The organism is Inhella gelatinilytica (assembly GCF_016093295.1).
Classification (GTDB): domain Bacteria; phylum Pseudomonadota; class Gammaproteobacteria; order Burkholderiales; family Burkholderiaceae_C; genus Inhella; species Inhella gelatinilytica.
The window spans coordinates 520,855-544,569 of the sequence record NZ_JAEDAL010000001.1; the positions used below are offsets into that span (position 1 = coordinate 520,855).

At 67.9% G+C, this 23,715-nt stretch carries 18 protein-coding genes; 11 read left to right on the forward strand and 7 right to left on the reverse strand.

Annotation, left to right across the window (positions count from 1 at the left end):
• Positions 1–5: 5 nt before the first annotated feature.
• Both I7X43_RS02465 and I7X43_RS02470 read right to left on the reverse strand, forming a co-directional pair.
• Positions 6–884, reverse strand: a complete 879-nt coding sequence (locus I7X43_RS02465; protein WP_198099302.1) for an ABC transporter ATP-binding protein — start codon at positions 882–884, stop codon at positions 6–8.
• Positions 881–1,234, reverse strand: a complete 354-nt coding sequence (locus I7X43_RS02470) for a GntR family transcriptional regulator (protein WP_198099303.1) — start codon at positions 1,232–1,234, stop codon at positions 881–883. The genes I7X43_RS02465 and I7X43_RS02470 overlap by 4 nt, the downstream gene beginning before the upstream one ends.
• Before the next feature lie 155 nt (positions 1,235–1,389).
• On the opposite strand from I7X43_RS02470, the gene I7X43_RS02475 reads away from it, so the two are divergent.
• Together I7X43_RS02475 and I7X43_RS02480 are read left to right on the forward strand one after the other, a co-directional pair.
• Positions 1,390–1,659 (forward strand): hypothetical protein, encoded by a 270-nt coding sequence (locus tag I7X43_RS02475; protein WP_198099304.1) that lies wholly within the window; start codon positions 1,390–1,392, stop codon positions 1,657–1,659.
• A 27-nt stretch (positions 1,660–1,686) separates the two neighbouring features.
• Positions 1,687–2,172 carry a CreA family protein gene (locus I7X43_RS02480; RefSeq protein ID WP_198099305.1) on the forward strand — a complete coding sequence of 162 codons (486 nt, stop codon included), beginning with the start codon at positions 1,687–1,689 and terminating at the stop codon, positions 2,170–2,172.
• Positions 2,173–2,205: 33 nt separating this feature from the next.
• Here the strand turns inward: I7X43_RS02480 and I7X43_RS02485 are convergent, their stop codons facing one another.
• Complete coding sequence (locus tag I7X43_RS02485) at positions 2,206–3,054, reverse strand: AraC family transcriptional regulator (RefSeq protein ID WP_198099306.1); 849 nt, start codon at positions 3,052–3,054, stop codon at positions 2,206–2,208.
• A gap of 95 nt (positions 3,055–3,149) precedes the next feature.
• On the opposite strand from I7X43_RS02485, the gene I7X43_RS02490 reads away from it, so the two are divergent.
• Genes I7X43_RS02490 through I7X43_RS02510 form a run of 5 tightly spaced genes read left to right on the forward strand, consistent with a single transcriptional unit; the run spans position 3,150 to position 9,620 of the window.
• Positions 3,150–4,832: an alpha-amylase family glycosyl hydrolase gene (locus tag I7X43_RS02490; RefSeq protein ID WP_198099307.1), complete on the forward strand. Its 1,683-nt coding sequence runs from the start codon at positions 3,150–3,152 to the stop codon at positions 4,830–4,832.
• A gap of 16 nt (positions 4,833–4,848) precedes the next feature.
• A complete protein-coding gene (locus I7X43_RS02495; protein WP_198099308.1) occupies positions 4,849–5,655 on the forward strand; it encodes a phytanoyl-CoA dioxygenase family protein in 807 nt (268 codons plus the stop codon).
• A 7-nt stretch (positions 5,656–5,662) separates the two neighbouring features.
• Complete coding sequence (locus tag I7X43_RS02500; RefSeq protein WP_198099309.1) at positions 5,663–6,550, forward strand: IolE/MocC family protein; 888 nt, start codon at positions 5,663–5,665, stop codon at positions 6,548–6,550.
• Complete coding sequence (locus tag I7X43_RS02505) at positions 6,547–7,473, forward strand: alpha/beta hydrolase (protein WP_198099310.1); 927 nt, start codon at positions 6,547–6,549, stop codon at positions 7,471–7,473. The genes I7X43_RS02500 and I7X43_RS02505 overlap by 4 nt, the downstream gene beginning before the upstream one ends.
• Entirely contained in the window at positions 7,473–9,620 is a 2,148-nt protein-coding gene (locus tag I7X43_RS02510) for a GH92 family glycosyl hydrolase (protein WP_198099311.1), read from the forward strand. Before I7X43_RS02505 ends, I7X43_RS02510 begins: the two co-directional genes overlap by 1 nt.
• Before the next feature lie 68 nt (positions 9,621–9,688).
• Here I7X43_RS02510 and I7X43_RS02515 read toward each other — a convergent pair whose 3' ends face one another.
• Positions 9,689–10,285: a rhomboid family intramembrane serine protease gene (locus I7X43_RS02515; protein WP_198099312.1), complete on the reverse strand. Its 597-nt coding sequence runs from the start codon at positions 10,283–10,285 to the stop codon at positions 9,689–9,691.
• Positions 10,282–13,041 carry a bifunctional [glutamate--ammonia ligase]-adenylyl-L-tyrosine phosphorylase/[glutamate--ammonia-ligase] adenylyltransferase gene (glnE, locus tag I7X43_RS02520; protein WP_198099313.1) on the reverse strand — a complete coding sequence of 920 codons (2,760 nt, stop codon included), beginning with the start codon at positions 13,039–13,041 and terminating at the stop codon, positions 10,282–10,284. The genes I7X43_RS02515 and glnE overlap by 4 nt, the downstream gene beginning before the upstream one ends.
• Between glnE and I7X43_RS02525 the strand changes: the two genes are divergently transcribed.
• From I7X43_RS02525 to I7X43_RS02535, 3 genes are all read left to right on the forward strand, one after another.
• Positions 13,040–17,101: a YhdP family protein gene (locus tag I7X43_RS02525; protein ID WP_198099314.1), complete on the forward strand. Its 4,062-nt coding sequence runs from the start codon at positions 13,040–13,042 to the stop codon at positions 17,099–17,101. The genes glnE and I7X43_RS02525 overlap by 2 nt on opposite strands.
• On the forward strand, positions 17,098–17,889 hold the full coding sequence (locus I7X43_RS02530; RefSeq protein WP_198099315.1) for a carbon-nitrogen hydrolase family protein: 792 nt from the start codon (positions 17,098–17,100) through the stop codon (positions 17,887–17,889). The genes I7X43_RS02525 and I7X43_RS02530 overlap by 4 nt, the downstream gene beginning before the upstream one ends.
• Positions 17,890–17,970: 81 nt before the next feature.
• Positions 17,971–18,588 (forward strand): hypothetical protein, encoded by a 618-nt coding sequence (locus I7X43_RS02535; RefSeq protein WP_198099316.1) that lies wholly within the window; start codon positions 17,971–17,973, stop codon positions 18,586–18,588.
• 31 nt (positions 18,589–18,619) lie between these two features.
• Here I7X43_RS02535 and I7X43_RS02540 read toward each other — a convergent pair whose 3' ends face one another.
• Complete coding sequence (locus I7X43_RS02540; protein ID WP_198099317.1) at positions 18,620–19,375, reverse strand: class II glutamine amidotransferase; 756 nt, start codon at positions 19,373–19,375, stop codon at positions 18,620–18,622.
• A gap of 322 nt (positions 19,376–19,697) precedes the next feature.
• On the opposite strand from I7X43_RS02540, the gene I7X43_RS02545 reads away from it, so the two are divergent.
• Complete coding sequence (locus I7X43_RS02545; protein ID WP_198099318.1) at positions 19,698–22,214, forward strand: TonB-dependent receptor plug domain-containing protein; 2,517 nt, start codon at positions 19,698–19,700, stop codon at positions 22,212–22,214.
• 193 nt (positions 22,215–22,407) lie between these two features.
• On the opposite strand, the gene I7X43_RS02550 is transcribed toward I7X43_RS02545, so the two are convergent.
• Positions 22,408–23,709 (reverse strand): aspartyl/asparaginyl beta-hydroxylase domain-containing protein, encoded by a 1,302-nt coding sequence (locus I7X43_RS02550; RefSeq protein ID WP_198099319.1) that lies wholly within the window; start codon positions 23,707–23,709, stop codon positions 22,408–22,410.
• Between the last annotated feature and the right edge of the window lie 6 nt (positions 23,710–23,715).

A 23,715-nucleotide genomic window follows, 5' to 3' on the forward strand; every position in this document is an offset into this window, starting at 1 on the left:
CTGGCTCAGGCGCGCGGCGCCAGTTCGGGTTTGCGCGTCAGTGCCACAAACAGATCCACCAAGCTGGGACGGAAGCGCTGGCCCAGCTGCTCCAGGTGCGGCGGCGGCGCGCCGTCAAACAGCGCGGCGCTCTTGCCCCCCATCGCGCGGTAACGCAACAGCGGGTGCGCAGCCGCCACCGCATCGGCGGCCTCGGCATCGTGGGCCAGGGCGACAAAGCGGCTTTCCATGGCTTCCAGGCTCAGGTTCAGCACCAGCTTGCCCTCATCCATCATCAGCACGTCGGTGAGCAGGGCTTCGATTTCTTCCACCTGATGGGTCGAGATCAGCACGCTGCGTTCGCCGTCGCACCACTCGTCAATCAGCATCTCGTAAAACGACTTGCGCGAGATCACGTCCAGCCCCAGCGTGGGTTCGTCCAGGATCATCAGCTTGGCATCGATGGCCGCAATCAGCGCCAGATGCACCTGCACCACCATCCCTTTGGAGAGGCTGCTGACTTTGTCCTTGAGCCCCACCGAGGTGCGCGCGAGCAGCTGTTTGGCCCGCGCGGCGCTGAATTTGGGCTGCAGGCCCGTCATCAGCGTGATCAGCTCGTGCACCCGGGCCCAGCGCGGCAACACGGCCACGTCGGGGATGTAGCTCAGCTCGGTCAACAGGGCACTGCGCTCCCGCACCGGGTCCAGGCCCAGCACCGAGAGTTCGCCCTCCACCCCCTTGAGGCCGACCAGCGCCTTCATCAGCGTGGTCTTCCCCGCGCCGTTGTGCCCCAAGAGGCCCACCACCCGGCCCTTGGGCAGGCTGAAGGACACCTCGTCCACCGCCGTCTTCTTGCCGTAGCGCATCGTCACGCCGCGGGCTTCGATCAGGTTCTGACTCATCATGCATGCTCCCAGTTCAGGTCTTTGGCCGACAGGCCGAGGCGGCGCAGGCGCTCGCGCAGAACCGGCCATTCTTCGCGCAAAAAGGCCTCTCGCTCGGTGTGCAGCAGCCGATCTCGCGCCCCTTCGGTCACATACATGCCCAAACCGCGCCGCGGTTCCAGAAAGCCCTCGTCCACCAACGACTGCAGCGCACGGCTCACGGTGAGCGGGTTGATCAGGTATTGCTGCGCCAGTTGGCGCACCGAGGGCATGGGCTGCCCCTCGGGCGGCTCGCCGTCCAGCAGTTGCCCGGCCAGTTGCTGGGCCAGTTGCCGGTAGATCGGCGCCGTGTCATTCCAGTTGTTGAGCATCGAGCCCTCCACAAGGGGTGTGTTGCTGATGTAGCACACTATGCCGCCGACGCCGATGGACCCCAAGCGGGGGGCGATGCGCTGCAGGCGGCGGGCGACGAACTGCAGATGGGTAGGATGAAACGCTGCAGCTCTTGAAACCCTTGCTCCGACCCATGCTCACACTCACCCTACTGGTTTTGGCCGCCTTGTGCGGCGCGCTCGCTTGGGACGCCCTGCGGCTGCGCGGGCCCGCCCGACTGCCCCACTCCGAGGTGATGAAGATGCGCGGGCAAGATCCAACTGCCTTGTCACCGCAGAAGCAACAGGAACTTCAGGCTTTTGAGCGCCAGCACTGGATCGGGAACCCCAACTTCGTGGGTTGGGGGTTCGCGCTTTTTGGCGTGCTGTTTCTCTTGACTGCATTGGTGCGCATGACCGCCTAAGCCCCCCACCTCCACCGGCAACTTCCCATGAAACCCCTGCTGTCCCACCCCCTAGCGCTCGTCGCGTCTCTGCTGCTGGCCCCCGCCCTCCAGGCCGAACCCGTGGGCGAAGTTTCGACCGCCTTCAAGCTCATCGGCCCCAACCACAAAGTGGTGGTCGAGGCTTACGACGACCCGCGGGTTCAGGGCGTGGCCTGCTACGTGTCGCGCGCGAAGACGGGCGGGCTCAGCGGTGCCTTTGGGCTCGCCGAAGACAAGGCCGAGGCCTCGATCGCCTGCCGGCAGGTGGGCGACATCGCCTTCCCCAAGGGCCCGTTGCCGCAGCAAGAGGAGGTGTTCAGCGAGCGGGCCTCGATCCTCTTCAAGCGGGTGCGCGTGGTGCGCATGGTGGACGCGGCGCGCAACACCTTGGTCTACCTGACCTACACCGACCGCCTGATCGACGGCTCCCCACAAAACAGCGTGACGGCCGTGCCCGTGAACCGCGAGCTAGCGATTCCGGTCAAGCGCTGATTCAATCAAACGCCCACTACGCCCGAATAGCAATCAGGCGCCCTTTCGGTACTGTCGCGGACTTACTCGAGTTCGTCGCCGAAACTCGGCATTGAAGTGCGACAGTGTCGAGAACCCAGACATCAGCGCGATTTCGGCCACTGGCCGATCCGTCTGACGGAGAAGTAGGCAAGCCTCTCCGATCCTCAGGTCGTTCACGTAGGCGCTGAAGGGCTTGCCCACCAGGCGCTGGAAGCTGCGCGCGAAGGCGCCGGGGGTGACGTGCAGGTGGGCCGCGGCCTCCTGCGCGCTCAAGGGCGCGCCGAGGTTGGCCTGCACCCAGGCCAGCAGGCCGTCCAGCCGGCGCTGCACGGTGGCCTTGGGGCGCGCCACGCGGGGGGCGCTGCGGTCGATGGGGGCCAGCGCGTCGTCCGGGGCGTCGGCCAGCGTGCCCAGCAGCGCCAGCGCGCCGCCCAGCAAGGCCAGGCCTGGGGCGTGGGGCAGGGCGGCCAGCGCGGCGCTGGTGCGCGCGTGCAGGGCCCCGCGCACGCGCAGGCCCTGGCCGGCGCGCTGCAGCAGGGGCAGGGCCTGCTGGCGCCACTCGGGCAGCAGGGCGGCGGCGGCCGTCAGGTCCAGCTGCAGCACAGTGGCGCGCACGCCCTCGGGGGGCTCGCCGCGGGTGTGCCAGGTGTGCGGCAGGCCCGGGGCCAGCAGCACCAGGTCGCCGTCGTCAAAGGGCGCCACGTCGCCGCCCACGAAGCGCAGGCCCGCGCCGCGTTCGATCCAGGTCAGCTCCAGCGCGTCGTGCGCGTGTAGCGGCGCGGCAAAGGCGGCGAGGTGCAGGCGCAGCAAGCGCACGCTGTGCTGCGGGCCGGCGACGGATGACTCCCAGCTGACCTTCATGGCGGGTCTGATCCATCTTGAGTGTTGAATGAGTGTCAGTATCGGTGGCCTTGCAGGCAGTTGGCGCGGGGGCGTTTGCGCACACTGACGCCGCCATGACGCTGCCCGTCCCCTCTGCTGCCAACGCCGCCCCCGCCCCCTCGGCCCACCCGTGGTGGCGGGGCGCGGTGCTGTACCAGGTCTACCCCCGCTCTTACGCCGACACCAACGGCGACGGCGTGGGCGACCTGCCGGGCATCACCGCACGCCTGGACCACATCGCCGCGCTGGGCGTGGACGGGCTGTGGATCAGCCCCTTCTTCCCCAGCCCGATGCGCGACTTCGGCTACGACGTGAGCGATTACTGCGGCGTCGACCCGCGCTTTGGCACGCTGGCCGACTTCGACGCGCTGGTGGCGCGTGCGCACGCGCTGGGCCTGAAGGTGGTGATCGACCAGGTGTGGAGCCACACGGCGGCCGAGCACCCGTGGTTCGTGGAAAGCCGCAGCAGCCGCGACAACCCCAAGGCCGACTGGTACGTGTGGGCCGACGCAAGAGAAGATGGCAGCCCGCCCAACAACTGGCAAAGCTGGATGGGCGGCCCGGCTTGGCGATGGGAGCCGCGCCGAAAGCAGTACCACCTGCACAACTTTTTGCCGCAGATGCCGGACCTGAACTTCCACTGCCCGGCCGTGCAAGACGCCGTGCTGGACGTGGGCCGCTTTTGGCTGGACCGCGGCGTGGACGGATTCCGGCTCGACACCGCCAACCTCTACGCCCACGACCCCCTGCTGCGCGACAACCCGCCGCTGCCGCCGGGCGAGCGCGGCGACAGCCCGGTGCTGATGCAGCGCCACCAGTTCAACGCCGACCAGCCCGAGAGCCTGGCCTTCATGCAGCGCTTGCGCGCGCTGCTGGACGCGTACCTTGACCGCTTAAGCGTGGGCGAGCTCGGCGGGCCCGAGCCGGTGCGCGCCATGCAGGCCTACACCGAGGGCACCCAGCGCCTGCACACGGCCTACTCCTTCGCCTTCCTGGGCCCGCGGCCCGACGCCGCCGCCGTGATGGAGCGCCTGGCCCCCTGGGCCGATCACAGCGGTTGGCCGGCCTGGGCGTTTTCGAACCACGACGCGGTGCGCGTGGCCAGCCGCTGGGGCGCCGGCGCCGGCGGCTCGTTCGCGCTCAGCGCAGGGGCCCCGAGCGAAGCCGCCCAGGCCGCCTTGCCGCCCAGCACCTGGATGGCCCTGCTCATGGCCTTGCGCGGCACGCTGTTCGTCTACCAAGGCGAGGAGCTGGGCCTGCCGCAAAGCCGGCTCGCCTTCGAGCAACTGCAAGACCCTTATGGCATCGCCAACTGGCCTTTGAGCGAAGGCCGCGACGGCTGCCGCACGCCCATGCCCTGGGTGGCCGAGGCGCTGCACGCCGGCTTCAGCTCCGCCCCGCCCTGGCTGCCGGCCGACCCGGCCCACGCCCCGCTGGCGGTGGACCGCCAAGCCGCCGACCCGGGCTCGATGCTGAACACCACGCGCGCCCTGATCGCCCTGCGGCGCCGCCACCCGGCCTTGCGCCTGGGCACGCTGACGGCGCTGGTGGCCGACGGGCCGCTGTTGGTGCTGCGCCGCGAATGGCAAGGCGAGGCCGTGCTGTGCGCCTTCAACCTGGGCGCGCAGGCCCTGCCCACGCCGGCGCCCCTGGCCGCGGCCTGGGCCGGCGCGCGCTTGCTGTGGGCCCAGTTCGCCACCTCCGCCGACGCCGGGCTCGCCGGCGGCGCGGCCGTGTTTCTGGGCCTCGATGCCTGAGCTCCTCCACCCCACCATGACCGACCTCGACACCCCCTACGCCCTGAGCGCCGCCCACATCGCGCAGTTCCGCCGCGACGGTTTCATCAAGCTCAAAGACGTGCTTTCGCCCGAGACCTTGGCGCACTACGGTGCCGAGATCACGCGCCTGACCATCGCGCTCAACACCGAGCAGCGTCCGCTCGAAGAACGCAGCACCTACGACAAAGCCTTTTTGCAGGTGATGAACCTGTGGGAGCAAAGCCCGCTGGTGGGCCGCTTCGTGATGGGCCAACGCCTGGGGCGCATTGCCGCCGAGCTGCTGCAGGTGGGCGGCGTGCGCCTGTACCACGACCAGTCGCTCTACAAAGAGCCGGGCGGTGGCATCACCCCCGCGCACGCCGACCAGTACTACTGGCCCTTGGCCAGCGACCGCACCGTCACCGCCTGGATCCCGCTGCAGGCGGTGCCCGAGGCCATGGGGCCGCTGGGGTTCTACGCGCGCAGCCAGTCGGTCGAGTTCGGGCGCGACCTTGGCATCAGCGACGAAAGCGAGGACAAGATCAGCGCCAACATGGCCCGCCACGGCTTCGAGTTCGTCAGCGGCGCTTTCGAGCTCGGCGAGGTCAGCTTCCACCTGGGCTGGACCTTCCACAAGGCCGGCGCCAACGTCAGCGATCGCCCTCGCTCGGTCATGACCGTCATCTACATGGACGCCGCGATGCGCCTGGTGCCGGCGCTCAACCCCGTGCAGGCCAACGACCGCGACCAGTGGTGCCCCGGGGCGCGCGAGGGCGAGGTCATCGCCACGCGCAAGAACCCCGTGGTTTGGCAACGGGCTTGAGGCCGCCATGCGCCTGCGCAAAGACATTCACCTGGGCACCTTGCTGGCGCTGCCGCCGGCCTCGCGCGGTTGGCGCGCCAGCCTGGACGAGCAGCTGCAGTTGCTGAAGGCCGAGGGCTACGAAGGCGCCCAGGCTTGGGATGGGTGGGGTGCCATCCAGCGCGCTGGCCTGGACGCCAGCGGCATCGCCCGCGTGACCCGGCCCGAGCAGCTCGACCCCCTGGCCCGCCAGCACCGCGCCGAGGGCCTGCTCTACACGAACCTGCACCTGGGCACGGGCTTCGACAGCGACGCCGAGATGGACGCGCTGGCCGCCGCGCTGCTGGAAGCCCAGGCCCGCCACGGGCACCGGTTGCTTGTGGAGACGCACCGCGCCACGGCCACGCAAGACATCTGGCGCACGCTGCGCTGGGTGGAGCGCTTCCCCGACCTGCGCTTCACCGCCGACCTGAGCCACTGGTACACCGGCCACGAGCTGACCTACGGCGGCGAGTTCGCCGAGCGCATGGCCCGCCTGCAGCCGGTGTTCGAGCGGGTGCGCGCCTTTCACGGCCGCATTGGCAACAGCGGCTGCCTGCAAACGCCGCTGGACCGCCCGGGCCTGTACCTGGACCACTACCGCGCGATGTGGACGGCCTGCTGCGCCGGTTTCTTGCGCCACGCCGAGCCCGGCAGCGCCTTGAGCTTCAACGCCGAGCTGCTGCCCATGGCGGTGGGCGAGGGCGCCCACGCGATGTGGCTGCACTACCAACAGGCCACCCAGGCCGCGCCCACCGACCCCTGGCAGGGCGAGCCCTGCGACCGATTCGCCGACGCCGAAGCCCTGTGGGCCATCATCTGCGCCTGCTTCCACCAGGCCTGCCACGACACCGCCACGGAGACCCCCACCCCATGACCCGACGCACCTTTTTGGCGATGGCGCCCGCGCTGATCGCCGCCCCGCTGTGGACGCCCACCGCCGCCCCGGCCCAGGCCTTGCAAAGCCCCCGCGCGGGGCGCGTCGAGCGCCTGGCGAACTTCCCGTCGAAGTTCGTCGACCCCCGCCACGTCGAGGTTTGGCTCCCGCCGGGCTACGACCCGCAGGCCAAGCGCTACGCCGTGCTTTACATGCACGACGGCCAAATGCTGTTCGACCCCAGCACCACCTGGAACAAAAAGGCCTGGCACGTGGACGAGGCGGCCGCGCGCCTGATGGCCGCGGGCCAGGTGCAGGACTTCATCGTGGTCGGCCCCTGGAACAACGGCAAGTTCCGCCACGCCGAGTACTTCCCCGCCAAGTTCTTGCCGCACCTGCCCGAGCCGCTGCGCCAAGGGCTCATCGCGCAGGGCCTGCAAGGCCGCTCGCAAAGCGACGCCTACCTGCGGTTTCTGGTGGAAGAGCTCAAGCCCGCGATCGACGCGAGGTACGCCACTCGGCCCGAGCGCGAGGCCACGTTCTTGATGGGCTCCAGCATGGGCGGGTTGATCAGTGCCTACGCGCTGTGCGAGCACCCCAAGGTGTTCGGCGGCGCGGCCTGCCTGAGCACGCACTGGATCGGCACTTTCCAGCGCAACGACGAGGTGCCCAGCGCCGCCATCGCCTACCTGCGCGGTGCGCTGCCCGACCCGGCGTCCGTCAAGTGGTGGATGGACCGCGGCACCACCGAGCTGGACGCGATGTACGACCAAGCCCAGCCGCGTATCGACGCGCTGATGGCCGAGAAGGGCTTCGCGCCGGGGCCGCGCTACCAAACCCGCGTGTACGAGGGCACGGGGCACAACGAGGGGGACTGGGCCAAGCGCCTTCACGAACCCTTGACCTTCTTGCTGGGACGCTGATGCGCACAACCCTGGCCGCCCTGCTGCTGGCCGCCCTGGGAGGGGCGCACGCGCAAAGCCTCACCCGCCACGTCGACCCCTTCATCGGCACCGACGGCACGGGGCACGTGACGCCCGGCGCCACGGTGCCTTTCGGCATGGTCTTCCCCAGCCCCGATAACGCCGACCGGGGCTGGAGCTTCAGCGGCGGCTACCAGTACCGCGCGCCGCGCATCCTGGGTTTTTCGAACACGCACATGAGCGGCGTCGGCATCGGCGACCTGGGCGACGTGCTGCTGCAGCCGGGGCAAGGCCAGCGCTGGACGGCCCAGACCACCGACTTCAGCAGCACCTACGACAAGGCGAGCGAGCGTGCCCGCCCGGGCCACTACGCCGTCACGCTCAAAGACCTGGGCGTGCGCGTCGACCTCACCGCCACCGAGCGCGTGGCCTTCCAGCGCTACACCTTTGCCCGGCCCGGCCGCGTTCAGGTGCTGGTGGACCTGCAGCACGGCCTGCTGTTCGGCGACGGCCCGCGCGTCACCCAAAGCCAGCACGCGGTGGACGCTGCGCGCGGCGAGGTCACGGGCACGGTGCACGCGAAGAACTGGGTCGAGCGGCAAACCAGCTTCATCGTGCGCTTCAACCGGCCCATCGCCGCGCAGGCCGTGGTGGCGCCGCGCGAGGGCGACAAGGCGCCGCGCTTGCTGCTGGCGTTCGATCTCGGCCGGGCCCAACAGCTGGAAGCCCGCGTGGCCGTGTCCACCGTGGACGAGGCCGGCGCGCGCGCCAACCTCGACGCCATCGGCCCGCTGGGCTTCGACACCGCCCGCCAGCAGGCCGACGCCACCTGGAACCGCCTGCTGTCGCGCATCCAGATCGACGCCGACGCCCGCACGAAGCGGCTCTTCTACTCGGCCCTCTACCGCACCCTGCTGCACCCCAGCAACATCGCCGACGTGGACGGCCGCGTGCGCGGCCCCAAGGGCGGGGTGATCCAGGCCCCCGGTGGCGTGTACTACTCGACGCTGAGCCTGTGGGACACCTTCCGCGCCATCCATCCGCTGTACACGCTGATCGTGCCCGAGCGCGTGCCCGGCTTCGTCAGCACCCTCGTCGCCCACCAGCAGCAAATGGGCTACCTGCCGCTGTGGACGGTGATGGGCCGCGAGACGCACACCATGATCGGCAACCCCGCCATGCCCGTCATCGCCGACGCCATCGCCAAGGGTTTTGCCGTGGACCGCGAGGCCGCGCTGCAGGCCATGCTGGCCACCAGCACGCAGGACCGGCCCGACGCACCCGCCTGGGCGCAGCGCAGTTGGCAGTGGCTGGACCAGTACGGCTACCTGCCGTTTGACAAAGCGCCGGGCGAGGCGGTCAGCAAGACGGCCGAGTACGGCTACGGCGACGCCGCGCTGGCCCAGGTGGCGCGCCTGATGGGTCGCAGCGAACTGGCCGAGCGCTTCGCGCGGCGCGCCGGCAGCTGGCGCAACCTGTTTGACGAAGGCACCCAAACCCTGCGCGGCAAAGACAGCGCCGGCCGCTGGCGCGAGCCCTTCGACCCCGTGGTGGCCACCAGCCCGATGAACAACCCGGGCGACTACACCGAGGCCAACGCCTACCAGTACACCGCCACCCCGGCCCTGCACGACCCCGAGGGCTTTCGCGAGCGCCTGGGCGGGCCCGAGGGCCTGGGCCGTTGGCTGGACCGCTTCTTCACCCTGCCCGTGCCCAACCCCGACAAGCACCTGGGCCAGGAGGCACTGATCGGCCAGTACGCGCACGGCAACGAGCCCAGCCACCACATCGCCTGGCTCTACGCCTTCAGCGACCGGCCCAAACAAGGCCACGCCCGCGTGGCCGAGGTGGTGCGCCGCTTCTACAGCACGCGCCCTGACGGCATCGTCGGCAACGACGACGCGGGCCAGATGAGCGCCTGGCTGGTCTTCGCGATGCTGGGCTTTTACCCCGCGCAGCCGGCCTCGGGTCAGTACGTGCTGGGCCAGCCCCTGTTGCGTAGCGCCACCTTGCAGCTGGACGACGGGCGACGCCTGCGGCTGAGTGGCCGCGGTCCCGTGGCACGCCTGAACGGTCGGCCCATTGAACCCACGGCGCTGGCACATGCGGACCTTCTCCAAGGCGGCAGGCTGCGGTGGGGGCAGTGACTCGCTTGAGGAGTCCTGCTCTCCGAAAGCCAACCCTTTCCGCTTTGCACCAGTGCCACCCAATCCGCCTACTGGCGCTTCCGGTCAAGCGCTGAGAACAACAGCCCGAGAGCCAAGCCGGCCACAGCGCCCGTGCTGTGCGCCAGCGGCAGGGTGCTGAAGCCGCCCCAAAGGGCCTCTTGACGCAGGCTCGGGCCCCAGGGGGCTTCGAGCAGCAGCTTGAGTCCCAGCACCGCCAAGAAGACCTGGCCGATGCGGCGCTCGCGCGGCGCTGCCGCCCGCAGCAGGCCCAGGCCCACGAGCGCGGCGGCGGCGTGCAAGGCCCCCGAGGCGCCAAAGTACAGCGACCAGTCGTCCCGCACCAGCAGCAGCGCATGGCCCAGCGGGGCCGCCAGCGCAAAGGCCAGCAGGTCGCGGCCGGTGAGCGCCGCGCGCCAGCCCAGGGCCGCCAGCAAGACCAAGCCCACGCCATTGCCCAAGAGGTGCAGCGGCGGGCCGTGAACGAACACGCAGCTGACCAAGCGCCAGCCCTCGGTGAGCAGCAGCGGTTGGGTCAGGCCCCAGCGCGCCGCGGGCAGGCCCAGCAGCGCCCCGGCCAGCAGGGCGCCCTCCAGCCCAACCAGGCCCCAGGCCCAGAGGCGGCCGGGCGCGGCGCCGGGCCTCACGCCGCCGGCTCGGGCGGGAACACGGCCGCCCACAGCGCGTGCACCGCGGCGCGGTGCGCGCCCAGTGGACCCAGCTCGGCTTCGTCAAGGTGGGTGGGCTGCTCGTCCAACCGCAGGCGGTGCTGGGCCCGGCGCAGCTCGCGGTAGGCATCTGACGCGGCCTGGCCGAGGCCCGGCGCCAGCAAGGCCGCAGCCTCCGCCCGCCGCAGCAAGGCGATCACGCCCAGATTCGGAATCAACTCGGGGTGCGCATCGCTCTGCAGCAGCTGCAGCGCCTGCAGCGCAAACTCCACGTCGAGCATGCCGCCCGCGCTGTGCTTGAGATCAAAACGCCCGGCGCGGACCGGATTGGCCTGGCGCATCTTGTCGCGCATGGCGTGCACCTCGCCCTTGAGGGCCGCCGCCTCGCGCGGGGCCCGCATCACGCCCTCGCGCACCGCCTCAAACGGCGCCTGCAAGGCAGCGTCCCCCGCGCACCAGCGGGCGCGGGTGATGGCTTGATGCTCCCAGGTCCAGGCGGTGTTGCTGCCACGACCTTCTTGGTAGGCCGCAAAGCTGCGCAGCGAGCTGACCAGCAAGCCGCTGTGGCCGTTGGGGCGCAGCGCGGTGTCAATGTCAAACAGCCCGCCGGCCCGCGTCTGCAGGGTCAACCAAGGCACGAGCTTGCGCACAAAGGCCGCGTAAACCTCGGCCGCATCTTCATGCGGGTCGTCGTAAAGAAAGACGACATCCAGGTCCGAGCCATAGCCCAGCTCCTTGCCCCCGAGCTTGCCGTAGGCGATGACGGCGAACTGCGGACGGCTTTGGTGCGCCTTGGCCAGGCGCGCCCAGCACCAGTCGATCGCCACCTGCAGCACGGCGTCGGCCAGGGCACTCAGGTCGTCGGCCACCTGCTCGACGGTGATGCGGCCCTCGACATCTCGCACCAGGGTGCGAAACACCTCGGCGTGGTGGGCGCGGCGCAGCGCGTCCAAGAGCGCCTCTTCGTCGGCCTCGCCGGCGCGCACCCAGGCATCGTGACGTTCCGCCAGCTCGGCCTTGAACGCCTCCGCGTCAAAGCGTTCGTGCAACAGGCGCGCATCGGCCAGCTCGTCGATGACCCCCGGGTGCTGCATCAGGTAGCGCATGGGCCAGCGGGCCAGACCCAGCAGGCGCAGCAAACGGCTCAACACCGCCGGCCGCTCGACCAGCATGGCCAGGTAGGCCTCGCGCCGCAGCAGCGGCTCCACCCAATCGACAAACCGGGCGGCAGCCTGCTCCTCACAACCGCCCTCCACCACCAATTGGCCGGCGCGTTGGAAAAGCTGGGCCAGGCGCTGACGCGCACTGTCTTTGAGGGCTTGCACTCGCGGCTGCTCCACAAAGCGCCGCACACCCGCTTGCAGGGGCTCAGGGAGCCGCGCCAAAAAGTCTTCACTGGTCAGCTCGGGGGCACTGCCGCAGCCTTTGCAAGCGCCGCTTGGCCCCGATCGGCCATCGTGCAAGAGCGCATCAAACTCCGCCGCCACCCGCTCGCGGGTCTCGCACAGGCGTTCAAACAGCTCGCAAGCCTCGGGTTTGCACACCAAGCCCAGGGTTTCGGCAATCCAGCGCAGGTCGGCGTCGTCGCTGGGCAGGCAATGGGTTTGCTGGTCGTCCAGATACTGGATGCGGTGCTCGACTTGGCGCAACAAGGCATAGTCGGCCGCCAGCGCCTGCGCGGCCACCGGGTTCATCAAACCGGCTGCGGCCAAACGGTCGAGCGCCTTGACGGTGGAGCGGGTGCGGATCTCCGGGAACTGGCCGCCGCGCACCACCTGCAAGAGCTGGACGATGAACTCGATCTCGCGAATGCCACCGCGGCTGAGCTTGACGTCGTTGGCCCGCTCCGGTCGCCCGGCCGCGCGGCGTTGCGCTTCCTCGCGGATCATGCGATGAATCTGGCGTAGGCCTTCAAACACCGAATAGTCCAGGTAGCGCCGGTAGACAAAAGGCGTCACCAGTTGACGAAGTTGCTGCGCGCGCTGGAGGGTTTCAGGGTCGCGGGGGGCAACCACCCGGCTCTTGAGCCAGGCCAGCCGCTCCCACTCTCGGCCTTGGGCATAGAAATAGGTCTCCAGCGCCGCCAAGCTGCAGGCGGGTGGCCCGCTGTTGCCATTGGGGCGCAGCGCCAAGTCCATGCGGAACACTTGGCCGTCCTCGGTGACATCCCCGATGAGGGCGGTCAGCCGTTTGGCCACTCTTGCGAAATAGTCCGAGGAGGACAAGGGCACCGGCCCCGTGCTCTCCACTTCCTCTTCGTAGATGTAGATCAGATCGATGTCGGAGCTGACGTTCAGTTCGCGGGCGCCCAGCTTGCCCATGCCGACCACCCAAAACGCCACCTCTTGGCCGTCCGTCCCCAGCAACTGGCCGTGACGCTCCGAGAGTTCCGAGCGGGCCGTCTGCACCGCGATGTCCAGCGTCACCTCAGCCAGCAGCGTCATGGCCGCCGTCACCGCCGCGACCGGCAGCCGCTGGGCGCAGTCTTCCGTCGCCAGACGCTCCAGCCACAACTGCCGGGCCACGCGCAGGGCCGCCGGCAGCGGGCGGCCCGCCGCTTGAAGGCCGTCGATCAAGTGGCGCAGCACCGGCTCCGTCAAGGGGCCCGCCGGCAACCGCTCAAGCTCTGCCGCATAGCGCCGGCGAATGCGCTGCACGAAGCGGCTGTGCGCCGCGGCGTCCGCCGTGCGTTCAAAGTTCTGCGCCAGAGGCGACACTTCGACACCTGAGCCCATGTCTTCACTCGTTTCCAAGATCGTTGCCGCCTCGCACCGCCCGGCCCGTTGGCTGCGCCGCGGCCTGCGCGCCCTGCTGTGGATGGTGCTCGGGCTGTGGTTTGTTGTGCTCGGTTTGTGGCTGCTGTTGCACTGGTGGATTCTGCCCAACCTCGATCGCTGGCGCCCGCAGATCGAAGCACAAGGCACACAGTGGCTGGGGGCTCCGCTCAAGCTGGGCGCCATCGAAGTCCGCACCGGCGGTTGGATTCCCGTGGTGGAAGTGCGGGATGTGCAGCTTCTGGACCCGCAAGGGCGGCCGGCCCTGCAATTGCCCCGCGTCACGGCTGCGCTTTCTGCGCGCTCCTTGCTGACCCTGACCCCGCGGCTGGAACAACTCTTCCTGCATGAACCACAACTGGCCCTGCGCCGGGATGCGCAAGGCCGGCTGTGGGTCGCCGGGCAATTGATGCGCAACGGGGGCAGTGAGAACAATGCCTTGCTCGATTGGCTCATGCGCCAGCATGAACTGGCGCTGCGCGGGGGCCAGGTGCACTGGATTGATGAGATGCGGGGCGCCGAGCCCTTGAGTCTGACCGGGGTCGACCTGGTCTGGCGCAATGGTCTGCGTCGCCATGAACTGCGGCTGGATGCCACGCCCCCGGCCGGCTGGGGCCAGCGTCTGAGCTTGCGGGCCCGCATTTCCCAGCCGCTGCTGGCCCGCCCGAGTGACTGGCGGCGCTGGAGTGGGCTCTTCTACGCCGACTTGCCCCACGCCTCAGCCGCCGAGCTGCGCCGCCACATCGACCTGCCCTTTGATCTGCGCGAGGGCGAGGGCGCCTTCCGGGCCTGGGCCGAAATGCGCCAAGGCCATTGGGTGGGGGTGGACCTGGATGTGGCGCTACGAGCCGCCCACCTGCGGCTCAGCCCCAAAGTCGACCCGCTGCACCTGCGCGATTTGCAGACCCGCTTGAGCTGGCAACAAGTGGCCCAGGGTACCCGCTGGATGGCCCGCGGTCTGCAATTTGCCTTGCAGGATGAAGGCAAACCGCCGCGAAACTGGGCCTCCAAGCAGCTCACGCTCAGTTTGGACCACGCCGAGGTGCCCCTGCCCTGGCTTCGGGCGCCCGCCTCCGCGCCGGGCGCCGTGGCCCTCAAGGGCGGCCAGTTGCAAGCCGACCACCTGGATCTGGGCCTTTTGGCCGATCTCGCCGGCCGCTTGCCCGTGGGCGAGGCGCTACAACATGCCCTGCAGGCGCGACAGCCCCAAGGCCATGTACAGCAGATCGTGGCGCAGTGGAAGGGCTCGTTGGATGCGCCCCAGCAGTGGCGCGTCGACGCCACAGCCGAGGGCTTGGCCTGGGCCGGGCTGCAGCCCGCAGCAGAGCACCAATTGGGGCAGCCCGGGCTGCGGGGCGCCGCGCTGACCGTGAACGCCAGCGAACAGGGGGGGCAGGCTCAAATCAGTGTCCATGAAGGGCAGTTGGACTGGCCCGGCCTGCTGCCCCAAGACCAGACGCCGATCAGCCAAGCCCAGGTGCAGATCCAATGGACCCAGGACCCCCTCAAGGGCTGGGCCGTCCACCTCAAGCAGGCCCGGGTCACAACGCCCGATGGGCAATTAAGTCTGGATGGGGAATGGCGACGCGGCACCGAGTCGGCCGCGCGTCACGGGCACCTCACCCTCCACGCGGAATTGCCCCGCCTGGCGGTCCAGGCCCTGCCCCGGTACTTGCCTTTGGCGTTGCATGGCGGGGTCCGTCGCTACTTGGCCGAATCGCTGCAGTCGGGGCAAGTGCGGGACGTCGAACTCAAACTCAAAGGCCCCCTGGACCAATTTCCATTTGAGGCGGGCGGCGGGCAATTCCGCGTGCGAGCCCGGGCGGAAGACCTGCGCTATGCCTTTGTTCCGAGCCACGAGGCCGACGAGCGGGGCCCAACTTACACCTCGCCGTGGCCCGCCTTGGAGGACTTGCAGGGTGAGCTGCTGTTCGAGGGGCCCGGCATGTTCATCCGCAAAGCCCGCACCCGTGTCGGGGCCCTGGAGGCCACGGCGGTTCAAGCCAGCGTCGCCCATCTGGCCAAAGACCCGCTGATGAAGATCGAGGGGCAATGGAAGGGTCCCGCGCAAGACGCCCTGCAGTTCATGCGCGCCACACCCATCGGCGGCTGGACCGGTCATGCGCTGGATCTGGCCCAAGCCAGTGGCGGTGTCACCGGCAAGCTGGCCTTGCAAATTCCATTGATGCACCCGGAAAAAACCACCGTGCAGGGCAGCGTTCAAATGGCCGGCAATGAGTTGCGCTTGCGCCCGGACTTGCCGCCATTCGCTCAAGTCAAGGGCCGGGCCGAGTACACCGAGCACAGCTTGCGCATTCCCGCTGCGACAGCCCGCTGGCTGGGTGGAGACCTTAAATTGGAGGGCGGGAGCCAGCCCGATCAGAGCTTGGTCTTGAGCGCACAAGGTCAAGCCACCGCCGAGGGCTTGCGCCAGGCCAAAGAGTGGGGCGACTTGGTCACGGGCCTGTCCGCCAAGCTCAACGGGCAAACCCCGTTCCAGTTCCGGGGCGTGTGGAAAGCCCAAGGCTCAGAGCTGAGCCTGCAAAGTCCGCTCACGGGCCTGGGTAGCGAATTGCCGGAGCCCTTTGTCAAATCAGCGGACGCAGCCTGGCCGCTCAAGCTGCAATGGCTCACCGATGCCCAGCGCCTGGACACCGTCCGCATCGAGCTGGGTCCCCAGGCTCAAGGCCTGCTGCAACGCGCACCCGGTCAGGCCCTGCGGGGCGTGTTGCGCGTCGGCCCGGGCGGCCCGCTGGCGGTGCCCGAGCAAGGCATCGCCGTGGTGCTGAACGTGCCCAGCTTGGACCTCGATGCGTGGGGGCAGCAGTTGCGAGCCCTGCGCAGCGCCGAATCGGGCGGCACGCCCAGCCCGAGCCAAATCGTCCTCCAAACCCCCCAGCTCAAGATTGGCGGCCGCACCCTGCGCGATTTGGTGGCCGGCGCGCAGCGCGACATGAGTGCGGGTGGGCGCGGCATTTGGCGCGTCAGCCTGCAGTCCCAGCACCTGAGTGGGTCCGCGGAATGGCAAGAGGGCCGCGGCAAGATCCCCGGCCAGCTGACCGCCCGCTTGGCGCGCGTGTCGCTGCCCAAGAGTGAAGTCGAGCAAGTGGAACAAGCCCTCGATGAAGCCAGCCGGGGCCTCCCCGGCCTGGACATCCGCGTCGAGGACTTCGAGTTGCGGGGCATGAAGCTCGGGCGCCTGGAGCTGCGCTCTGAAGGCACCACTGAAAGCCAGCCCTGGGCGCTGTCGCATCTGGCCCTGGTGCACCCGGCGGCCCACGTTCAGGCCCGCGGCGCCTGGAGCCCGAGCACCCGGCGCACCGAGTTGAACTGGACACTCAAGCTGGAGAACAGCGGCGACTGGCTGGCAGCCTTGGGCCTGCCCAATACCGTGCGCGGCGGCAAAGGCGAACTGGCCGGTAAGCTGGGTTGGCGGGGCTCGCCGCTGTCCATGGAGGCGCGCGGCCTGGACGGCCAGTTCACCGTTCAACTGGGTTCCGGTCAGTTTCTCAAAGCGGACCCAGGCGCTGCGCGTCTTTTGGGCGTGCTGAGCCTGCAATCGCTGCCGCGGCGCCTGCTCTTTGATTGGCGCGATGTGTTTTCAGATGGCTTTGTCTTTGATGACTTCGCTGGCGAAGTACAAATAGAGCGCGGCGTGGCCCGCTCCAGCAACTTGCGCATGAAGGGCCCGCAGGCCAGTGTCCTGATGGATGGCAGCGCCGATTTGGGGGCGGAAACCGCCGACCTCAAGGTGTTGGTGCTGCCCGACGTCAATGCCGGCGGCGCCTCGCTGGCCTACGCGACCATCAACCCCGCCGTGGGGCTGGCGACCTTCTTGGCTCAGCTCATCCTGCGCAAACCCTTGGCAGCCGCAGCGGCCCAGCAGTTCCATGTGCACGGCCCCTGGGCGGATCCCAAGGTGGACAAAATTGAGAAGCCGGAGATCCCCGACGCAAATGCCCCCAAGGCAGCCGCCTCCACTCCGTCCAACGCCCCATCCTCGCCCGCCTCCGCTCCATGAAGCTTGCTGCCATCCAACTCGTCTCCACGCCCCGGGTGGACGACAACCTGGCCCGCGCCGCCCACTGGGTGCGCGAGGCAGCAGCCCAAGGTGCCCAGTTCATCGCCCTGCCCGAATACTTCTGCCTGATGGGTCAGCGGGACGAAGACAAGCTGGCGATTGCCGAGGCCGAGGGCAGCGGCCCCATTCAATCCTTCCTTCAAGATCTGGCGCGCCAGCACGGGGTCTGGTTGCTGGGCGGCACCTTGCCCCTCAGGGGCGAGGGCGGCAAGGTGCGCAACAGCAGCTGGGTGTTCGACCCGCAAGGTCAGCCGGTCGCCCGGTACGACAAGATTCACCTCTTCAGTTTTCACAGTGGGTTTGGTGAGAGCTATGACGAGGGGCGCGTGCAAGAAGCGGGCGCCCACCCCACCGCGTTTGACTGCGAGGGGCTGCGCACCGCACTCTCCATTTGCTATGACCTGCGCTTCCCCGAGCTGTATCGGGCCTTGTCTCCGGACTTGATCTGCGCCCCATCGGCCTTTACTCACACCACCGGCAAGGCCCATTGGGAATTGCTGTTGCGCGCCCGCGCCGTGGAGAACCTGTCCTACGTGATCGCCCCGGCCCAAGGTGGACTGCACAAAAACGGGCGGCGCACCTGGGGCCACAGCCTGATCGTCGACCCCTGGGGCGAGGTGCTGGCCTGCGTTCCCGAGGGAGAAGGTCTGGCCCTGGCCACGGTGGAGCGGCAGCGCTTGGCGGCCGTGCGCAAGGCGCTGCCCGCGCTGCAGCACCGACGCCTCTGAGCCGCTGGCGCGGGGAACAAGCGCGCTAGCACCCCGCTGTTGAGCCGATTGCGCTCCGCAGGCCTGCCTAGACTCCCCCGCATGTCCGCCGTGCGCTTTGCCCTTGCCCCGATCGTGGCCCTTGCCCTGACCGCACTGGTCGGCTGCGGCAGCACCGTGCAATCGCCCCCGCTGGCCCTCAAACCGCTGCAAGTGCTGCAGTGGCGCAGTTTTGTGGACCCCCAACTGCGCCAACAAATCGGCCTCGGAGACGTTCAGGGCGGTGACGCCGGGGCGGCAGACTTCCTGGGCCAAACGCTGCGCTGGCTCTGGGGCACCCACACGCCCAACGCGGTGGTGCAAGACGCCCTGGAAGATCAGTTGCGGGCCTTACAACTCCTGGCCGCGGCGCCGCACCCCGGGCGTTACCGACTGGACGCGCGCATCATCAGCCTGGAAGCCAGCGGACTGCTGGGCGGCGCCGAAGCCACGGCGCGGGTAGAGTACACCGTCCGTGAAAACCTGCCCGAGGCCCAGGCCGCTCCGGGGGCGGCGGACGGACCCGGCCGCATCCTGTACCAACGCCAGGTTCGCAGCCAGGGCGAGGCTGCGTGGCTCAGCCACCTGATGAGCGGTGACCGCCAGCGGCTGGCCAAGCAAGCCGCCCTGCGCGCCGGCTTGGTGGTCTTGGCCCAGGATTTGGTGCAGCTGCGGGTTTGACGCCAACCGCGGCGTTCGGAGCCAGGGGCTTTTAGGCCACCCGCTCGCCCCCCACCCACAGCGACAACTCCCCCGACGGCAGGGCCTGCCACGCCTCTCCGGTGGTCAGGGGTTCCGTGGCGATCAAGGCCACCCGGTCCGAAGGGTTCGTGTGCGCTGAAAAATCGACACTGACATCGGCGTCGGCCAGGTGGGTCATTCCAAACGGGTGACGGCGCTCCAAACTGTGCAAGCGGGTGGTGGCAAAAGCCCACAGCGCCTGACCATTGGAGAGCAAGAAGTTAAACGTGCCGTGACGCGCAATCACCGGCAACAACTCCCGAAGCGTCAGCGTCAACTCCGTGAGGGAAGGCACCTGACAGTGCGCCTTGGCCAGCTCCTGCATCACCCAGCAAAACGCCCGCTCGCTGTCGGTATCGCCAACCGGGCGAAAGGCCCCATGTAGGTTCGGTGCGTAACCCACGAGGTTGCCGTTGTGCGCCGCCACCCAGTACCGCCCCCACAACTCGCGCTGGAACGGGTGCGTGTTCTCGAGCACCACCCGCCCTTGCGTGGCCTTGCGGATGTGGGCAATCACCACCTCGCTGCGAATCGGGTAGCGCTGAATCCACTCGGCCAGGGCCGACTCGCGGGCACTGTGAGGGTCCACAAACAGCCGCAGCCCCTTGCCTTCAAAGAAGGCGATGCCAAAACCATCTTTGTGCTCTTCGGCACGCCGGGCCAAACCAGCAAAACTGAACATCACATCCGTGGGGATGTTGGCGTTCATTCCGAGGAGTTGGCACATCTTGACCTCAAAGCTGTTTCTGGACGCGACAGTCAAAGGCCACGGTGACTTGTGGCACATCAACAACAACCCGCGCGTTAACCACTAGCCGCCAGAAAACCAATTTTTTGCCGGCATTTGTCATGACGTTGCTGCATTTTCGAGTCATTTACATACCTTTGCCGTCAACAAAAAAAGCGTTGCCGCAAATCACCACCCAATCCTGTTCACAGAACCGAACGCCCGACAAGCCTTTCCCGGAAAATCCGCCGATCCCCATTTTGAGGGCGCTCGGACTTCTCTGGGCGCTCCGGGGTGAACCCTATCCCATTTAGGAGCATGCATGTTGAAGCGCAATAGCGTCGCCGTCGCCGCCGCCCTGCTGGTGAGCAGCCTGGCTGTGACCGCCCAAGAATCCCAGCCGCAACAGCTGGAACGCATCGAAGTCACCGGTTCGCGCATCAAGCGCGCCGAATCCGAGGGCGCCCTGCCCGTGACCTCGTTCAAGCGTGAAGACCTGGACAACAGCGGCGCCACGACCGTTGCTGAATTCGTCCGTAACCTGACGTTCTCGAGCGGCGGTAACCTGCGTCCCCAGTCGGGCAGCAGCGCCCAAGCCGTGGCCGAAGTGGACCTGCGCGGTCTGGGTTCGGCCCGCACCCTGGTGCTGATTGACGGCCGCCGTGTCGCCAAGTCGCCCGCCACCGGCCAAGCCGCTGACATGAACACCGTGCCCCTTGCTGCGGTGGAGCGCATCGAAATCCTGACCGACGGCGCATCGGCCATTTACGGCTCTGACGCCATCGGTGGCGTGATCAACATCATCCTGCGCAAGGACTTCGAAGGCCTGGAAGTCAAGATGGGCAAGACCCAGACGGACATCAAGGGTGGCGATCGCGAAGAAGCCTCGGCCATCATGGGCGTGGTGGGCGAGAAGGGCCGCATGATTGCCGGCGTCTCCAAGTCCACGCGCGACATCATCTTCGTGCGCGACTACCCCTGGGGCTACACCCAAGGCCGTTCGTCGTTCTCGAACAACAAGTTCCGCGCCTATCCGGACGGCCATGGCGGCTACGAAGACTTCGGCGTGTACCTGGGCCGTTGGGTTGGCGAATGTAACAACCCTGAAAAGGGCTTCTTCGTGTCGGGCGGCCGCTGCCGCTACGACTTCAACCTGGTTGCTGCCGACGAAGCCGCCACGGACGCCCGCTCGGTGTTCGCCCGCGGTGAAGTGCGCATCAACAAGGACTGGAGCGCCTACATGGCCGTCTCCAACAGCGAGAGCAACAGCTTCGGCCGTTACGCCCCGGTGCCGGACTCGCTGCTGGTCAGCTCGCCCGCCGCCCTGGCCAAGTACGGCGAAACCAGCCCCTTCTTCGTGTGGCACCGCTTTGCCGCCGCCGGCAATCGCGACACCACCACGAACAACAACCTGTTCGACGCCAGCGTGGGCTTCCAAGGCACCATCGGTGGCATGGATGTGGACTTCGGCGTGCGCCGCACCACCTCCAAGTTCATCGAACTGGGCCGCGGCTTCATCGTCAAGAACCTGGCTCAGGAAGCCATCAACAACCTGAGCTACGACCTGATCAATCCGTTCAACAACCCGGATTCGCTGCTCAAGTCGTTCACCACGACCACGAACCGTGACAGCCAGTACCGTCAGACCGAAATCTACGGCAACGTGACCACCGACCTGTTCAAGATGGGTGGCGGCATGGCCCGTTTGTACGTGGGCGCTGAGCACCGCACCGAAGACTACGCCGACATCTACGACTCGCTGAGCGAAGCCGGTCAGGTGCTGGGCAGCTCGGGCAATTCGTCGGGCGGTGGCCGCAATGTCGACGCCGTGTCGACCGAACTGTTCATGCCCATCGCCAAGGGCCTGGAAGCCAGCTTCGCCGCCCGTTACGAGAAGTACTCCGACTACGGCAATGACTTCTCGCCCAAGGCTTCGATCCGTTACCAGCCGATGCGCAGCCTGACGCTGCGTGGCTCCGTGGGCCGTGGCTTCCGTGCCCCGACCCTGGACATCACGACCCAGAAGCCGGCCTTCAGCGCCGACTCGATCATTGACCTGCGTCACTGCAAGGTCAACGAGCCGACGTTCACGGACGCCGACTGCGCAGAAAATTCGTTCCAAATCAACGGCCTGCGCATCGCCAATCCGACCCTGAAGTCGGAAAAGTCGAAGCAGTTCTCGTTGGGCGCGGTGTGGGATGCCACGAACTGGATGTCCATCACGGCCGACTACTGGAACACGACGATCACCAACACGATCTCGTTCATCGACGCGCAGACCATCGTGGACCGCAACAACGGCGCCGATCCCCGTCCGATCCCGAGCGGGCTGTCGATCCGTCGTGACCCGGTCACGGGCGCCATCGGTCAGATCGTGTCCGGTTACGCGAACGAAGGCGAAATCACGTACTCCGGCGTTGACCTCTCGGTCCTGCTGCAGCACAAGTACGCAGGCATCGGCAAGTTCTTCCACCGTCTGGGTGTTTCGCACCTGATCGAAGCCGATCAAGATGGCACCGACTACGTCGGCGTGTTCGGCTTGCCGAGCACCCGCGTGGCCCTGGCCAACGGCTGGTCGATGGGTGCCTTCTCGGCCGTTTGGAACATCAACATGATTGGCCAAAACGGTTCGGGCGCACTGGACGTGAACGAGTACATCACCCACGACCTGCAAGGCACCTGGAACACCCCGCTGAAGGGCACCTCGCTGACGCTGGGCGTGATCAACGTCGAGAACAAGCAACCCCAGCGCATCTCGACCAGCTCGAAGCCGTTCAACTACAGCCTGTACGACGCCTACGGCCGTCAAGTGCAGCTGACCCTGAAGGCCAAGTTCTAATCAGAACTGCGGGAGGGGGCAGGCCTGGCCTGCCTTCGTACCAGCCTGAAGCAGGGGGCCCCACTGGGGCCCCTTTTTCATGCCCGGTTGCGCGGGCTTCTCCGCCGGGACGGCGCATAAAAAACGGGGCTCGTAGCCCCGTTTCTACTTGTTACCCGCTCGGCGTCCACCGCACCAGGGCGGTCACGCCGACTCAGCTCAGGCTGTCCGCGTTTTCAAACCGCGTCATGCGCTCAGCGAACTGGCGCACGGCATGGCGTTCGGGCAGGGTCAAGTGCGGATTCCAGCAATCCATCAGCAAAATCAAGCGCGGGGCGTCGGACCGGTTCCATGCCTCGTGCTCGAAGGTGTCATCGAACATCATGGGGCGGCCTTCTTGCCACTCGTGCGGCGCATCGCCAAACACGTGCAGGGCACAGCCGGAGGGCACCCGAAGCGGCAGGTGGAACACCAAGCGGGTGTTGGTCACACCAAAGTGGCGCTTGATCAACGAACCCGGAGCCAGCAGGGAGAAACAGATTTCCGGGGCTTGTCCTTCCACCTCACACAGCTCGATGCGCGACAAAGCCGCGCTGGTGGCCGGGGCCAGGCGGTGATTGGCCTCGTAGCGTTGTCCGTGTCGGTAGAAAAACCAAGCGTCCCAGGCGGGGTTGGCCCCATCACCGCCCACGTATTTCGATCGATCATCGCCCGGCTTGAAGCCCAAGAAGTCCTCGCGGCCGGTCCCATCCCCTCCCAACATCGCCAAACCTTCGGCCCGAATTTGGGGGTAGGCCGCCAGCAACTCGGGTAACCAGGGTTGCAAGGCGGGGTCGTGATAAGGCCCCTCAGGCAATCCGGGGAAATACAGGAACTTGGGTTGTTGCCGCGACTGCGGCGGTGCCAACTCCGGCGCCTCGCCCAGAAAGTAGCGCACACAGTCTTCGAATCGGCGCATCTCTGAGCGCCCGAAACGCGCCACTTGCTCGTCCAGTACGGATTGCGCCAAAGCCTTGCGTTCTTTGCGAACCCGCTCGGACCACCAGGCCACGCCATCGTGCAGATGCGGCGGGGTGGTGGTTACGTCCATCCATTGCCCTCGCGCCTGTGCGGCCGTGAGCGCTCGCAAGCCCACAGCCACGCTGGCTGCACTCTGCCCCATTTCGTCCAGCAGATTGGCCAACACAAGTTGGGTTTCGTAGGCCGCCGGATGGCCGGCCACGAATTCCCGCAGCAGCACCAAAGCCTTGTCCGCAGCCTGGGCCTCGCAGTGGGCCTGAGCCAACTGCGCCACCAGGTCAGCATCGTCGGGCAGCAGGGTGCGGGCCCCCTCGAACCACTCAATGGCCTGCTCGGCATCCTCCCGCTGCAGGGCCAGCGCCCCGAGCCACGCCCGCGGCACCGGGCTGCCCGGATGCTCTTGCACCAGCCGCCGCAATTGCAGCTCGGCCGCCAGGGCCTGGCGGTCCTCCAGCAGCGCCCGGGCCCGCTGCAAGCCGGCGTTCAACGCACTCATGTTGGA

What these genes read in the sequence shown, in the direction of transcription:
- I7X43_RS02465 (WP_198099302.1), bottom strand. Translation starts at nt 884, where the DNA reads ATGATGAGTCAGAACCTGATCGAAGCCCGCGGCGTGACGATGCGCTAC.
- I7X43_RS02470 (WP_198099303.1), bottom strand. Translation starts at nt 1,234, where the DNA reads ATGCTCAACAACTGGAATGACACGGCGCCGATCTACCGGCAACTGGCC.
- I7X43_RS02475 (WP_198099304.1), top strand. Translation starts at nt 1,390, where the DNA reads ATGCTCACACTCACCCTACTGGTTTTGGCCGCCTTGTGCGGCGCGCTC.
- I7X43_RS02480 (WP_198099305.1), top strand. Translation starts at nt 1,687, where the DNA reads ATGAAACCCCTGCTGTCCCACCCCCTAGCGCTCGTCGCGTCTCTGCTG.
- I7X43_RS02485 (WP_198099306.1), bottom strand. Translation starts at nt 3,054, where the DNA reads ATGAAGGTCAGCTGGGAGTCATCCGTCGCCGGCCCGCAGCACAGCGTG.
- I7X43_RS02490 (WP_198099307.1), top strand. Translation starts at nt 3,150, where the DNA reads ATGACGCTGCCCGTCCCCTCTGCTGCCAACGCCGCCCCCGCCCCCTCG.
- I7X43_RS02495 (WP_198099308.1), top strand. Translation starts at nt 4,849, where the DNA reads ATGACCGACCTCGACACCCCCTACGCCCTGAGCGCCGCCCACATCGCG.
- I7X43_RS02500 (WP_198099309.1), top strand. Translation starts at nt 5,663, where the DNA reads ATGCGCCTGCGCAAAGACATTCACCTGGGCACCTTGCTGGCGCTGCCG.
- I7X43_RS02505 (WP_198099310.1), top strand. Translation starts at nt 6,547, where the DNA reads ATGACCCGACGCACCTTTTTGGCGATGGCGCCCGCGCTGATCGCCGCC.
- I7X43_RS02510 (WP_198099311.1), top strand. Translation starts at nt 7,473, where the DNA reads ATGCGCACAACCCTGGCCGCCCTGCTGCTGGCCGCCCTGGGAGGGGCG.
- I7X43_RS02525 (WP_198099314.1), top strand. Translation starts at nt 13,040, where the DNA reads ATGTCTTCACTCGTTTCCAAGATCGTTGCCGCCTCGCACCGCCCGGCC.
- glnE (WP_198099313.1), bottom strand. Translation starts at nt 13,041, where the DNA reads ATGGGCTCAGGTGTCGAAGTGTCGCCTCTGGCGCAGAACTTTGAACGC.
- I7X43_RS02530 (WP_198099315.1), top strand. Translation starts at nt 17,098, where the DNA reads ATGAAGCTTGCTGCCATCCAACTCGTCTCCACGCCCCGGGTGGACGAC.
- I7X43_RS02535 (WP_198099316.1), top strand. Translation starts at nt 17,971, where the DNA reads ATGTCCGCCGTGCGCTTTGCCCTTGCCCCGATCGTGGCCCTTGCCCTG.
- I7X43_RS02540 (WP_198099317.1), bottom strand. Translation starts at nt 19,375, where the DNA reads ATGTGCCAACTCCTCGGAATGAACGCCAACATCCCCACGGATGTGATG.
- I7X43_RS02545 (WP_198099318.1), top strand. Translation starts at nt 19,698, where the DNA reads ATGTTGAAGCGCAATAGCGTCGCCGTCGCCGCCGCCCTGCTGGTGAGC.
- I7X43_RS02550 (WP_198099319.1), bottom strand. Translation starts at nt 23,709, where the DNA reads ATGAGTGCGTTGAACGCCGGCTTGCAGCGGGCCCGGGCGCTGCTGGAG.